9 protein-coding genes and 5 pseudogenes are annotated in these 13,303 nt (G+C 66.0%); 8 read left to right on the forward strand and 6 right to left on the reverse strand.

Going from position 1 to position 13,303, the window contains the following annotated elements; translation table 11 throughout:
* Positions 1 to 135: 135 nt before the first annotated feature.
* A pseudogene (locus OG299_RS42330) lies at positions 136 to 279 on the reverse strand (Ku protein); the annotation flags it as partial.
* Positions 280 to 580: 301 nt separating this feature from the next.
* Here OG299_RS42330 and OG299_RS42335 point away from each other — a divergent pair.
* From OG299_RS42335 to OG299_RS42355, 5 genes and pseudogenes are all read left to right on the forward strand, one after another.
* A complete protein-coding gene (locus OG299_RS42335; RefSeq protein WP_327364974.1) occupies positions 581 to 1,081 on the forward strand; it encodes a hypothetical protein in 501 nt (166 codons plus the stop codon).
* 207 nt (positions 1,082 to 1,288) lie between these two features.
* Positions 1,289 to 2,080, forward strand: a complete 792-nt coding sequence (locus tag OG299_RS42340; RefSeq protein ID WP_327364975.1) for an HU family DNA-binding protein — start codon at positions 1,289 to 1,291, stop codon at positions 2,078 to 2,080.
* Between the two features lie 1,124 nt (positions 2,081 to 3,204).
* On the forward strand, positions 3,205 to 4,305 hold the full coding sequence (locus OG299_RS42345) for a hypothetical protein (RefSeq protein ID WP_327364976.1): 1,101 nt from the start codon (positions 3,205 to 3,207) through the stop codon (positions 4,303 to 4,305).
* A 216-nt stretch (positions 4,306 to 4,521) separates the two neighbouring features.
* On the forward strand, positions 4,522 to 5,520 hold the full coding sequence (locus OG299_RS42350; RefSeq protein WP_327364977.1) for an endonuclease/exonuclease/phosphatase family protein: 999 nt from the start codon (positions 4,522 to 4,524) through the stop codon (positions 5,518 to 5,520).
* A gap of 257 nt (positions 5,521 to 5,777) precedes the next feature.
* A pseudogene (locus tag OG299_RS42355) lies at positions 5,778 to 6,350 on the forward strand (replication-relaxation family protein); the annotation flags it as partial.
* A 219-nt stretch (positions 6,351 to 6,569) separates the two neighbouring features.
* Here the strand turns inward: OG299_RS42355 and OG299_RS42360 are convergent.
* From OG299_RS42360 to OG299_RS42375, 4 genes and pseudogenes are all read right to left on the reverse strand, one after another.
* Positions 6,570 to 6,874 (reverse strand): annotated as a pseudogene (locus OG299_RS42360) (transposase); the annotation flags it as partial.
* 937 nt (positions 6,875 to 7,811) lie between these two features.
* On the reverse strand, positions 7,812 to 8,663 hold the full coding sequence (locus OG299_RS42365; protein WP_327364978.1) for a hypothetical protein: 852 nt from the start codon (positions 8,661 to 8,663) through the stop codon (positions 7,812 to 7,814).
* Entirely contained in the window at positions 8,663 to 9,199 is a 537-nt protein-coding gene (locus OG299_RS42370; protein ID WP_327364979.1) for a hypothetical protein, read from the reverse strand. The genes OG299_RS42365 and OG299_RS42370 overlap by 1 nt, the downstream gene beginning before the upstream one ends.
* A 467-nt stretch (positions 9,200 to 9,666) precedes the next feature.
* Entirely contained in the window at positions 9,667 to 10,314 is a 648-nt protein-coding gene (locus tag OG299_RS42375) for an ATP-binding protein (protein WP_327364980.1), read from the reverse strand.
* Between the two features lie 73 nt (positions 10,315 to 10,387).
* On the opposite strand from OG299_RS42375, the gene OG299_RS42380 reads away from it, so the two are divergent.
* Positions 10,388 to 11,668: an NsdA family TPR-like regulatory protein gene (locus OG299_RS42380; protein WP_327364981.1), complete on the forward strand. Its 1,281-nt coding sequence runs from the start codon at positions 10,388 to 10,390 to the stop codon at positions 11,666 to 11,668.
* Positions 11,665 to 12,207, forward strand: coding sequence for a GNAT family N-acetyltransferase (locus OG299_RS42385; RefSeq protein WP_327364982.1), 543 nt, complete (start codon positions 11,665 to 11,667; stop codon positions 12,205 to 12,207). The genes OG299_RS42380 and OG299_RS42385 overlap by 4 nt, the downstream gene beginning before the upstream one ends.
* Before the next feature lie 319 nt (positions 12,208 to 12,526).
* Here the strand turns inward: OG299_RS42385 and OG299_RS43010 are convergent.
* Positions 12,527 to 12,667, reverse strand: a pseudogene (locus tag OG299_RS43010) (DUF6087 family protein); the annotation flags it as partial.
* Between the two features lie 407 nt (positions 12,668 to 13,074).
* Between OG299_RS43010 and OG299_RS42390 the strand changes: the two are divergent.
* Positions 13,075 to 13,284: pseudogene (locus tag OG299_RS42390) on the forward strand (transposase); the annotation flags it as partial.
* Positions 13,285 to 13,303 lie beyond the last annotated feature (19 nt).

Here is a 13,303-nt window from a genome sequence, read left to right on the forward strand (position 1 = left end):
GTGGCACATTGCCTCCATACCGACCTCACTGAACATGGCGAACACCACAACCACGGTCGGCAAACGAGGTCGGCATGTCCGAGGTCACTGCCACCCGCGAACATCCCGAACAGCACCTCTCCGGGTCGGAAAACCCAGGAAATACGTCTTGTCGAAGAAGACCGGGTCGATCGTGTCCAGGTCGACGAACCCGGCCACGTCGATCGACCGGGACCGGCCGGGAGCGATCTCGTCGAGCTCCTTCGGCTCGACGACCACGTACTCGCCACCGGTGTCGAAGCGCTGTTCGCCTCTTTGATCAGCGGCCGCGCTTCGTGGAGCCAAGGGAAGGGGACCCTCGGCGATGTCGTCGACGTGGGTCAGGTCGACGTTGCCTTGTTTGAGCCGGGTGATGCGGTTGGTGAGTTCGGAGGTTTCGCTGGGTGCGCCGAGGCCGGAGGTCCGCTGGGTCTGTTCAGGACCGGGGTCGATCCTCGTTGGATGCTGCATAAGGGTGATCGTGCCTCGCGGTTGCCAGATTGAGCGAGGGGGCGGGTATATCCAGAGACGTCCAACCAATCCCGCACCATGGAGCTGGCGGATGGAACTCAAGAACGGTGACTCGACGGATGATTCGGGTCGCTACCAACTTTCCTACGACGCTGCCGAGCATGCCTTGTCTCAGCAAGACGGCACGTTGGGAAATCTGAGGAACCGCGCCACGGGGCTCGTTACGATTTCAACAGTGATCGGTACTTTTACTGGTCTCTTTGGTGTGGGTACGAAGGAAAATCCCCTGCCCGTCGGCTATGCAGTAGGATTGATTGCTTTCGTGGTGCTGATCGTTGGGGCCATCATGTATGTGGTGTTTCCCAAAAAGGATTGGTGGTTCGGTCCGGATCCGCAAGACATCTTGGATGGTGTAGAGGTCGAAAAAGACCGACTGCTGTGGTCGCAGGCCAAGGGGATGGCAAAGGCTGTACGGGATAACGGAAAGGAAATTGACAAAAGAGCCAAAATCTATGGTGTCGCGGTTGTTTTGCTTGGTCTCGAGGCAGTGTATGCGGTGATTATTTCTCTGGTCTCAGTGGGCTCGAAGTAATAGAAACGGATAGGGCTCATGATTCAGAGTCGGAGGCGTGGAGAGGCCCAGCAGCCCGGGGAGCAATCGCCGGAGCCTGGACGGCCCCTTACTGGGACGAATATCTACTACTCGGCTGCGGAGTCAGGCCCTGAAATTCCTCGCAAGGGGTCAAGTCGGGCGGCGGGGGAGCCTGAGCCTGGGAATCCTCGCAAGGGGTCAAGTCGGGTGGCAGGGGAGCCTGAGCCTGGGAATCCCCGCAAGGGGGTTAATAAGGCGATCCTCGTAGAAGCTGTTGCAGATAGGCTTGGCACTCGCCAGGATGCCGTCGATGCAGTTGACGCGGTCCTTGACGCGATCGTCCGCGCGGTTGTGGCCGGCGATCGAGTATCGGTTACAGGGTTTGGCTCGTTCGAAAGGGTTGAACGACCTGCACGTTACGCTCGTAACCCTCAAACTGGCGAGCGTGTCCGCGTGAAGAAGACATCGGCGCCCCGCTTCCGTCCGGGACAGGGTTTCAAGGATTTGCTCAGCGGTGCGAAGAAGCTACCGAAGGGTGGCGAGGTAGCGGTACGGAAGGCTCCGAAGGGCAGCCTAGCTGTCTCGGCTGAGAGTCCCGCGAAGAAGACCACGGCCGCGGCGAAGAAGACTGCGGTGAAGAAGACCACGGCCGCGGCGAAGAAGACTGCGGTGAAGAAGACCACGGCCGCGGCGAAGAAGACTGCGGTGAAGAAGACCACGGCCGCGGCGAAGAAGACTGCGGTGAAGAAGACCACGGCCGCGGCGAAGAAGACTGCGGTGAAGAAGACCACGGCCGCGGCGAAGAAGACCACGGCCGCGGCGAAGAAGGCTGCGGTGAAGAAGACCACGGCCGCGGCGAAGAAGACCACGGCCGCGGCGAAGAAGACTGCGGTGAAGAAGACCACGGCCGCGGCGAAGAAGACTGCGGTGAAGAAGACCACGGCCGCGGCGAAGAAGACTGCGGTGAAGAAGACAGCCGGTATCGGGGGTGGAGGCTAAGGAGCATCCATGTCAGATAGTGCGCTTCCGCCCCCCTATTTCACCACTCACTACGTCCCGCAACGCGGGCTCGGGTCGTGTTCAGACGGGCGCGGCGGGCGGTCATCGACGCGACCCGTACGGCCCGGGGCACCGGCACCCCGAGGCGTGACCGTGGCGAAGGCTCCCGCACCTGGACGGTGCAGGTCCCTCGCGCTATGCCGCCGGAAGCGCGTGCGGGGTGAGCGCTTCGCCGTGGCGGATTCACCGGGCGACGTTGGTGGCGGCGAGTAGGCGGCCGGTTCCGGCGGCCACAGCCTGGGTGTGGCCAGCTAGCGGGTTGGCTCCAGGAGTACGTGGGTGGTCGCGTCCGGGGACCAGCCACGGTCCAGCATGTGGCGGCGGCACAGCTGCACGTTCCGGCTGGGCCGCGCCCAGTGCAAGTGCACCAGGCCGCCGCTGACCGAGCGGGTGCGCAGCTTGCCGGACAGATGCTGGTCCAGGGGAGTTTTTCCGTCTCCACCACGGTGCCGTTGAAGGCGTGGATGGCCCCGGCGGGGAGCCCGAGTTCGTCGTTGCATACCGCGAGGCGTGTTCGTGGTGCTTGTGCCCGAACTCCGCAGGCCCTCTGTCTGACACCCCAGCGGCCACGCGCCGTGCCGGGCGGGTTGGGTACTCCGGGGTCAGGGGTGGAGGTAGCTCTCAAGGTAGCTACGGGCCGCGGCCTCGCTTGTGCCGAGCGCGGTCGCCACCTGCTCGGCGCCTGCGTCCTCACCCGCAGGGGTGAAGTTCAGCCGCCCGCCCGCCCGCCCGGTCCCGGGTCGCCCTGCGGTTGCCGATTGCGCGTGTAGGGGAGGAGGCTGGAGGTGTGTAGCGCGGGCTCGTGCCCGCTGTGGCAGGCCCCTGTGCCGGTATGAACGTGGAGTGCCGCCCCGATGTTGGCCTTGTCGACCCCTCATTGAATCGCCAACGGGCGCACATATTCGAGACGTTGAGCCTGGTCAGGCGCTGCGTGTTTATGACACCGAGCGAAGTCCGGGCATGCCAAACACCGCGCCGGGGCGGTGATCGCCCGACCGGGCGTTACAGGGAGGAATACGTCATCGCGAGAGCGTGGACGCGGGTTCATTAGAGCTGGAGGTCTGATGATGACCGCCTACCCGGCGCGGGAACGTTTGTATACCGCAGAGGAGCTGCTCGAGGGCTTCGACCCCGACAGTTCCCTGGGGTTCACCCAGACCCGCGATTTCAGCATGTTCCGGAGGTACGTCCTGGATGGCGAGTCGGCGCCCAGATCGCTGGAGGTCCGTCAGCAGCAGAACCTGCACGACGCCGGTATTTCCTGGGCGCTGGGAACCTATCTGGAGCAGAAGTCCCCTGCACTGGTTGGGGTGATGGGCGGCCACAAGGTCGCCCGCGACGATCCAGCGTACCGCCAGGTCGCCCTGCTCTCCAGACGCCTGACGCAGGAGAGATTCCTGATTGCGACCGGAGGCGGGCCCGGTGCGATGGAGGCGGCCCACTTGGGGGCGGCCTTCGCGAACGCCGACGCGGCGCTCTTGGACAGGGCGTGCGAGGTGCTGAAGGAGCATCCTGAGCTGCCCGACCTTTCTAAGTCGCCGTTCAACTCGGACGGGTCGATCGAACCGGAGCAGAAGGCCGTCCTCGAGGCAGCAAACCACTGGCTCGTTGTGGCGCTGGCCGCACGGGACCTGTGCCCGTCACCGCGCGGCGCGAGCCTCGCCATCCCGACATGGCGCTACGGCCAGGAGCCGACCACGCCCTTTGCGACGGAGTACGCCAAGTACTTCCAGAACAGCATCCGGGAGGAGGCGCTGGTCGCGAAGTCGCTGGCGGGCATCGTGTTCGCCCAGGGCGGGGGCGGCACGCTCCGCGAGATCTTCCAGGACGTGGAGGAGAATTACTACGCGGCGAACGCGGCTCAATTCACGCCGATGATCTTTTTCGACCCCGATGCGTACTGGCAGAACGACGTGGAGGTCAACCCGGATGGCACCGTGGGTCGCCGCGCTGTCAAGCTCGACCAGGTGCTCGGCCGGATCTTTGTACTGGCCCGCGCCAAGATCGGTGACACACAGGCGTGCCTGGAGAAGGTCCGCTTCACCGTCGATTTCGATGAGATCGTGGAGCTGCTGCATGCCCAGGCGGACACCTCCGAGAGGCGCCTGACGCTGATGCTGGAGGGCCGTGCCGCGGAGCTGCCGGCCGCTCCCTGGAGCCGCTGAGGAGCATGTTGTGGCGTACGCCGACACGCCACCGTTCCCGTTCGGCGGACCGCCCCGTCTCCGGGGTGCCCAGGGCCAAGCCTGGCGGCTCAGGGCTGCGGCAGCAGGACCGGGCGCGCGTGGCAATCGGCGGAACGCCGAGCGCGCCTCACCTCCACCATCAGCAGGCTCTGATTACGCTGCGTTTCCCGGCCATGGCGAGCCCTGGGGGCACCTGTGACACAGATCCGGATTGCTACGTTCAACCTCGAGAACTTCGATGAGACCCTCCCGACGGCGCGCCCTTCGCTGGCTGAACGCATCACGTTGATGAAGCCGCAGATCACGCGGCTGCGGGCGGATATCGCCTGTTTCCAGGAAGTCCACGGGCAGGAGCGCCCCGGGCAGCCGCGCGACCTTCTCGCGCTGAAGGAGTTGCTCGCTGGCACCAACCTCGACGGCGCGCCCCTGGTCAGTACCAAGCCTGAGAGCGACGCGGTTTTCGACGTGCGGAACCTGGTGATCGCCACCCACCTGCCGGTTCTCAAGCATCAGCAGCTGAAGAACGACCTGGTCAACGAGCCCCGCTACCAGCGGCTCACCGCCAATCCCCCCGACCCGCAGCCGGTGGCGATCGGTATCGAGCGGCCCATCCTGCACGCGCAGATCGACATCGATCACGCAGCCCCTGGCCGACTGCTGCACGTCATTACCGTGCACCTGAAGTCCAAGATCCCCAGCGACATTCCCGGCCAGGTGGTCGACTCCCAGAAGGGCATCTGGCGCACCGCCGACAGCTGGGCCGAAGGCAGCTTCCTGTCGTCCATGAAGCGCATGAGCCAGGCCTTGGAAGTCAGGCGCCTCATCGACCAGATCCTCAAGGACGATCCAGACGCGCGGATCATCGTCGCTGGTGACTTCAACGCCGAGCCCGAAGAAGTTCCGGTGCTGGCGATCTGCGGCAACGTCGAGGACACCAACAACGGAGACCTCGCCAGCCGGGTCCTGGTCCCCATTGAGCACACCATCCCTAGCGAGGCCCGCTACACCCTCTTCCACCACGGCCGTGGCCAGATGATCGACCACATGCTCGTCACCCGAAACCTCCTTGCCCACTACCGCGGCTCAGAGATCCACAACGAGATCCTCCACGACGACTCCATCGCTTTCGCCACCGACAGCAAGTACCCCGAGTCCGACCACGCCCCCGTAGTCGCCACCTTCGACTTCGGCTGACCAGCGCACGAATCAGCGTGAAAACTGCGCCGTCACGCCCCTCTTCTCCCCTCTTGTTGTCCGTGGGGGAGGAGATCATCGGGTTCCAGGGGGCCCGGCGCCCTCCACGATCAGACAGGTCCGGCTTGTGGCCGACCGGTGCAGCTGGTCGCGAGTGGCGAAGGGGTGGAGCTGATGGCAGGCAGGCGGCTGACGAATCCGGCGGGGTCCTCGAACGACCTGCGGGCGGTGTGCTGCGTGTGCTTGGGGTGCTGAAGGTGGCCACGGCTGACCAGATCCAGCGGATCGCTTCACCGCACCTGACCTACCGGCACACGACGAAGGCGACTGCTTCCGAGCGGAAGACCGCACGGACTGCTTCGCGCGCGGGTGCGCTCTCCGATTTGCGCAAGCACGGTCTCGCCGAGAACGGCGGGACCAGCCGGGCGGGGGAGTCGCTGCGCAACCTGACCGCCAAGGGCCTGGAGGCCGCCTCCTACGAACTGGGCCGCCCCATGTCGGAGATGGACTCCACCGTGCGCGTCGCGGGCTCCAGCGGGGCCACCCGCCCCATGGCCGTCAACGAGACGGTCATCGCGCTGCTCCGCCCCAAGCCCGACCTGAGGCTACTCACCCGCGAGCCGGCCGAAGCCAAGGCGGCCGCCCAGGCCGCCGTCGACGCACCCGGCGGTGTCGGCACCATCGCCTCGTACGCGACCGAGGTCCCGCTGCCCGCCACCGGCACGTGGGGCGTGCCGGGCAAGGGCGGCGCCCAGGCCGACATCGTGCTCACCGCCCCGCAGGACCGGATCCCGCTGCTGTTCATCGAGGTCGACAACTGCCACGAGAGTGCCGAGGAGATCGCGGCGAAGCGCGCGAATTACCACCGGTTCTTCAAGCGGCAGATCAAGGACACCGACGGCAAGGACAAGCCGATGTGGCGCACCCGCTGGCCCGCCCGCGCCGCCGACTACGGAGAGGTCCCGCACCCGCCCGTGCTGATCGTCTTCAACCACATCGGCACCTTTTGCAGCCCGCATGCTGACGGAGTCGATCGCGCAACGCGATCAGTCCAGTTCCCCGCGGGCACCGAGTTCGTCGAGGATGACGCGGTGGAGGCGGGCCCAGACCCGGGCCCGGCTCCACCGGGCGAAGCGTCGGTAGATCGTCTGCCAGCTCGGACTGAACACCGGCGGCAGCTGTCGCCGGGTGCAGCCCGAGGTCGCTGCGAAGATGATCGCGGCCAATGCTTCGCGGTCACCCGCTCGACGCTTGGCCACCACCCTGCGGAGGTATGGACTTCCGTCGGCGGCACTACCCGTCGGAACGACACCCACAACTCGTCCGGCACCAGCCGCTCAACCAGATCCGTCATGCACGGATCAACGCGCTTAGAAACGGTGTCTTATGGGTGGTGAGGCGGCTTGTCAGGGTCCGGGTGAGGGATGTGTCTCTGTGCCCTGGCGTGATGTGGTGGAGTGAATTGCGAGTTGTGTTTCTTGGCCGCCTTACTGGCGTCCAATTTGTGAGCAAACTCAGTGTCGTTGACGACGAAGCTTTCTTCCTCGCAAAACGCTTCCCATGAGGGCGATTCCGGGTGGGTTCCCGCTGGATGTTGCTTGCTGGGTTTCGTCATCGACGATCAGCCCCTGCCGATATGCGTGGTCGAGATGCACTGAAGCATTCCCATACCATCGCTCTTTGCTTCAGCTTCAGTTTGCGACATCCGGGGTTGACTCGCCACTGAGCGACAGCAGGCGCATCGAATCGCACTGGAGATCCACTGCGTAGAAAGTCTGGAGAGGTATAACCACCCGATGCAAGATCACGGACAGCTACCTCGCAGGCCTCTACCTCCGCGTCGCAAATGATGTGGATCGACGGTCGCCGCCTGATCAAACATCACACACCCTTTAAGATAGCGTTTCATTTGGTGGGGTCTGTCAATCGAACGATTTACAGTCCCGCTGCAGAAGCGGGCGGACCGGAACGCCATCAGCCACCCACGGACCCAAGAGCCCGGCGGACCCCGCGTCGGACGCTAGCGTCCCCAGTCCCGTCCCGAGAACCACGCACGTGACTGCACATTGAGCCGGCCGACGGCGCCGGTCACTCCCGAGGCCGGGGCCGCGAAAGGCCGGGGCGTATAGCCCCACCGTTGTCCGGCTCGATCCGGAGCCGGGCGCGAGAGAGCATCTGCCGGACACGCCGTCTGCCGTACGCAGCCGCTATGCCCGCTGCGATCGGTCCCACCAGCGGCACACCGGCCAGACTGCGAAGCAGCTGCAGCAATCGGTGGCCGCGGTTTATGGTCATGGCGCCCTCCGGCAGGAGTAGGCCAGAAGGCCCCTGATGGCCATGGCCAGACAGGCGGTGTGCCACAGGCCCAGCAGGGCGGTGTCGGGGAGCGGAGCCGACGCGGCCTCCCGCACAAGGGCCACTGCCCGATCCCCGCGGTAGGCCGAAGAAGGAGTCCCGGGCGGCGTGGACGGCAGGACGTGCGTGGCGATACTGCGCATCTCCTGCCATGCCCTCTGAACATCCTCGGGTGGCAGGAACTGCCGACTGCGCCACCGGGTATAAGCCAGCCTGACGGCATCCCGGGCTGCGTGCTCGGCCAGCCCGGCCATGCCGGCGGCGAGGGGCGGAAGGGCCACTGTTCGGGGTGGGGCGAGCAGCCACCCGGACGGCAGGACCATGCGGCCTCGCCCCGGGTTCCTGCCCACCCACCCTTCGTCCTGGAGGAGGCTGAGGGCCGTGCGCATGAGTGATGGTTCGGTGACGCGGTCGCGGGCGAGCTCGGCGATCCCCGGCAGCGGCGCCTCGGGAGGGTAGAGCCTGGACGCGACCTGGTCGAGGAACCGGTTGGCCAGGTGGCGGGCCCGAGAGTCCCGCTCATCTGGCGAATGGGGCACGGCGATGTGGTAGCCGTTTCGGGCCAGTGTCCCGGCCTGCGCCAGGTCTGCGAATGCGCGCGGCAGCAGGACCGCAGGTACACCGAGGTCGGTGGCGACGACCTTGGCCGGCAGCACCATCCCCGGCACGTAGCGGCCGATATCAATCCCGGCGGTGATCAGCTCACAGATCTCTTCGACCGTCACGTTCGAATTGGCAAGATCAATAGAGTCAGCTTGCCGTATCTCCTGAGAGAGTGCCTGAAGCATCACGCCAACTCGCCTTCGCCGCGGACCAATAGTCGCATTTGCGGGTCTCTGCGCGGGGCGCGCTGGAACAGGTGGGAGTCCCCCTTCCAGCCCGTGATTTCGCGGACCTTCTCCCAGCCGCAGGCATGCTCGAGATAGTCAGCCAGGTTCTTCACCCGCACGGTGCAGCGGATCCACGCTGGGGGAGAGGGCCTGCGTGCGGCATAGTCGCAGAGCCAGTGCGTCAGCAGCCGCCCCAGGCCCTGCTGCTCGGGGTGGGTGTGAGTCAGGGAGACCGTCAGGCTCGATTCCTGCCGCTCCTCGAGTGTCCAGCCGGCCACGGGAGCTGCGGACTGTACCGCGAGTGCAGCAACGAGGGTCTCGCCGTCCCACATCCCGACGGGCAGCATGCCCGGCTCGGGCTCCGGGAGGCGGACGAGGTCGACGAGGTTGGAGCTTTCCCCGCTCAATGGGAGCCGACGATCCAGCAGCCAGTACATGCGCAAGCGGATCAACTCGTCTACAGCTGGGACGTGGTCGGGGGTCAGCAGCGTCATTACATACATGGGAAACCTTGACTAGTGAGGTAGTGGCCGGGATCGGCGCGAGGACCGACAGGGGGAGGCTGTCTTCCGCAGCAGCCGTGCGGCGGTGCTGGCCTCGCAGTGGTTGGCAGACCGCCGAGGTGCGTGGCGCGGGGAGGCCGGGCACGCCCCGGTTGCCCGCATGGCAACGGAGGCAGTGGCGCGCTGTACCGCACGCCCTATGGCCGGTCAGCACGCGGGAATGGTTGAGCGTGCTCCGGGGGACGGGGCCGTTGGGGACTGCCCGTTCCAAAGTGGAGAGGCCAGCGCCGGGAGGGACCTGGGGGCAGGGTGGCGCACGACGTGGAGGTAGCCCAGCGAGCCGACGCTCCACTTCGCCGTTGGCCTCCAGGTGCAGCAGTCGGCGAACCGCAGCGGCGAGGTGGCAGGTGACGGATACCGGTCGCTCGGTGGTAACGCTGAGACGGTGGAAGGGAGGCTCACGCCGACTCCCGGAGGGTGGCCGAGCCCAGTACGCACCAGGTGGTGCCGTCCGCGGAGACGCCCCAGCATCCGCGGTGCTCACGTGCGAGGTGATCCACCAGGTAGAGGCCTCGCTGGCCGATATCGTCCGGGTCCGCCATCTTGACCTTGGGAACGTACGATCCGCCACCTGTTACCGCCAGCATGAGAGCGCCACAGCCGACGACCCACCGGACACGGATCGAGCTGCTGGAACCGTGCTGGAGTTCGTTGGTGAGCAGCTCGCTCACCATCAGCTCGGCAGCCGATGCCACATCGTCCTCGACGCCCCAGCGGCGCATGTGGGACATCGTGGAGCGCCGAACGTCCTGCACGTATCGGGCATCTTCCGGGCGAAACGAGCCGGGCCCAGCGGGGCGCGCGCACCAGACAACGGTCTCCGCCCCGTCGCGGAACCCCGCAGCCGGCGGCACTTGATCCGAGGACCGGATGGCGGGGTCCGGTAACGGCGCAACGCGGGCTGGCTCCGGGGCCGCGCCGGCACACATTGTGTTCGGCACCCTGAGACTGGTCATCATCGGTCCTTTCGGCGGCGCTTCCGTCGTCAGCTCGCTCAGGTAAACGCCTTCCGCCGAGCCGCGAGTAGGGCGATGTGACTCCTTCATCTCCGCGTACCCTAGGGCGATTTGGTCCTTCCTTTACCTGTATGAGGGGCGCGATCGGTCCTACTGTGGAGCGATGAGCGTGCTGCCGAACCACGTACTCGTCGAATGGATGCACGACCAGCAACTGAGCTCCCGTGAACTGGCTGAGCTGGTCAACGGGGCTGTCGCCCAACTCACCGGCCGGCATGGCGGACTGGACGACAGCAACATCCGCGCCTGGCGCTCCGGACGTGTCCGCTGCCCCAAGAACGTGCAACTGCGAGCCCTGGAACTCGTCAGTGGAAAGTCAGCCACCGACTTAGGGTTCGAACGCCGCACTCGTACCCCGGCATCCGCACCAGCGAAGGAGGAACCGCCAGTGCTCCGCCGTCATCTCATCCAGGGAGCCGCCGCCATCGCGGCCACCGCCGCCACGCCCAGCTACGCGGCCTCGCCCCGCATCGGCGTCACCGACGTCGAGCGTCTCCAGCAACGCTTCGCCGATGTCGTCGCCAGCGATCACCGCCATGGCGGCCAGCAGACCATCGAACAGCAGGCCGCCGCCCTCAGCGAGGAAGCCCTTCAACTACAAGCAAGCGGGGCCGCCAGCCAGCGCGTACGCGGATACCTATACGCCAGCGCCGCCGCGTTCCGCTCCTCCGCCATGTGGGCCGCCATCGACGGACGCCGGTACAACCGGGCCATCGAGCACATGCGCCACGCCCAGCAACTCGCCGCGATGTCCGGCGATCAGGCCATCCAATTCCGTATCTGGTCCCACGCCGGCACTATGTACCGGCACATGAAGCGACCCGCCGACGCCGCAGCGGCCAACGACGTCGCCCGCACCCTCGCGATCACCCGACGCGACCCCATGTTCGCCTCCCTCGGACACGCTCGGCACGCCGCCATCCACGCCACCGCTGGCGACCTCAGAGCCACCCGCCGAGCGCTCGACACAGCACAGGAAGCGATGCAGCGAGCAGATCCCGACGCGGACCGCCCGGTCTGGATGCGGGCCTTCTACGACCAAGCCGAACTGGACAGCCTCGCCCTCTCCGCCTTCATGTCCCTAGCCCAGTACGACGCTGCCGAGGCACACGCCCATCGATGCCTGGCGAGCCTACGACCCCACATGCACAGGTCGCGGGCCATCACCACCTCGCGTCTCGCCCTCGCCCAGCTGGGCCAAGGCGACCTGGAGCCAGCGGTGACCTCCGCGATGCGCGTCCCCCGGGACGCGGCCACATCCCATCCCCGCGTCGTGGAGATGCTGGCGACCCTCGGAAGTGAGCTGCGCAAGAATGCGCGGACGAGCCCGCAAGCCCGCCTGTGGACCGAGTACGCCAGGTCGCTGAAAGGAACTGCGAAATGACGGACTCCGTCATCCTGAAGCACCACACGGACCTCGAGGACGTGCGAGAGGATCTGATCAAGGTCTACGCGAGCGTACGAGGCGACCTGCTTCACCTGCCGAACTACCGGGTCGAGACGTTCACCGAACGACTCGACCGGCACGGCAACGACCCCGGCTGGGAAGCCGTCATGGCCCACGCTCCCGACGGCGAACCCATCGGCTACGCCTACGCCAACACGGTGGAGCCCGGAAACCGCTGGTGGACTCGAATGGACGACCCAGCCCCTGCCCAGTACGCGAGCTCGACATCCCTCGCGATCAAGGAGATCGGCGTCGTCAAGCCCTGGCGCGGCCAAGGACTCGCCCAGGCCATGCACGACGAACTCCTCCGGCACCGAGACGAGGACTACGCGTCCCTCCTCGTCAACCCGGCCGCCGGCGACGGCAAGGTGAAGAGGCTCTACGAGGGCTGGGGGTACGTCCACATCGGCAGCCAACAGCCGTCGCCGGACTCCCCGGCGCTGCACTGTCTCGGGCGCCCCGTCACGAAGCCCTAACGCGCCGAGCCTCCAGTGTCTGGAACCGCGTCATCATCGAGGAACACCGCCCTGTCATCGCCATACCTGCCCGAAGACCTGCTCCAGGCGCGCAAGCAGTCTGTACGCCAACTCCTCCTCGCCGCCCACAATGAACCGGACTTGGTAGTCGCTCGGCACGGTTCAGGTCGGGTCTTTTGGTGACGCGCGGCTCCCAGGACCAGCGGGCTACGTCCGGTGAGGGGGCTGGTCGTCTCAGCCTGCTTGGCGGGGGTGGAGTCAGGCGTCAAGTTGAGGGCGCGGCAGGTCGGCGCGTATTCTCCACCGCGTTCAAAGCCTGTCAGGTGAAGCTGTCCCACTCGAGGATCAAGCGCGGGGCATCGGGGTTGAGGCGTGCAGCGCGTCGGGGACCCGTTCCGATCACGATGGCCTTGCGTTCGCAGGGCTTGGGCAGGCGTCCTTGCTGACGTGCCGCCCACCGGTCGAGGCGTTTGTGTTCCGCGTCGTACGTCCCTGGAACAGGGGCACCACCGCACCAAACCGGACAGCGCGCTGCCCATTTCTCCTAGGCTCGAGGGAGGCGGCAGCGCGATGTGGTTCAGGGAAGTTCCAATCAGATGGCCAGGGCGAACAAGGCCTTCCTTCTTGGGAGCGTAGATCGCGCGGATGCTGGCCAGTTGCTGTTCCCGTGGGATTGACGCTGGCCGCACCCTCGCCGTCCAGCGGGTCGAATGATGGGTATGTGATGACGGTCAGGACGCGGGTCAGGCAGCTCTCGTCGGTGCCCTGAACTCGACCCGGTGTCTCATTCCCGTTGATGGATCGGAAGGCCTAGATCTGACCTTGTAGCGGCCATGAGTGCATTTCGCCGTTCAGCCCCGGGGGGCCCGCGGGATCACGCCCGAGATCGCCCGACGTGGCACACCTCACGGATCAGGTCTTGGCAGGACCCGCTGGGTCGTCGAGCGGACCTTTGCCTGGTTACACCAGTTCAAACGGCTACGGATCCGCTACGAGATACGAGCCGATCTCCACCTCGGCCTTCTCCAACTTGCTTGCAGCATCATCTGCTTACGGCGACTTCGAACCTCATTTTGAAACGATCAGTTACAGGGAG

It is taken from the genome of Streptomyces sp. NBC_01296, assembly GCF_035984415.1.
Lineage (GTDB): Bacteria > Actinomycetota > Actinomycetes > Streptomycetales > Streptomycetaceae > Streptomyces.

Bases quoted from the DNA above. Each gene is read 5' to 3' on its own strand.
- OG299_RS42335 (WP_327364974.1), top strand. From the start codon at position 581: ATGGAACTCAAGAACGGTGACTCGACGGATGATTCGGGTCGCTACCAA.
- OG299_RS42345 (WP_327364976.1), top strand. From the start codon at position 3,205: ATGATGACCGCCTACCCGGCGCGGGAACGTTTGTATACCGCAGAGGAG.
- OG299_RS42365 (WP_327364978.1), bottom strand. From the start codon at position 8,663: ATGCTTCAGGCACTCTCTCAGGAGATACGGCAAGCTGACTCTATTGAT.
- OG299_RS42370 (WP_327364979.1), bottom strand. From the start codon at position 9,199: ATGACGCTGCTGACCCCCGACCACGTCCCAGCTGTAGACGAGTTGATC.
- OG299_RS42375 (WP_327364980.1), bottom strand. From the start codon at position 10,314: ATGAAGGAGTCACATCGCCCTACTCGCGGCTCGGCGGAAGGCGTTTAC.
- OG299_RS42380 (WP_327364981.1), top strand. From the start codon at position 10,388: ATGAGCGTGCTGCCGAACCACGTACTCGTCGAATGGATGCACGACCAG.
- OG299_RS42385 (WP_327364982.1), top strand. From the start codon at position 11,665: ATGACGGACTCCGTCATCCTGAAGCACCACACGGACCTCGAGGACGTG.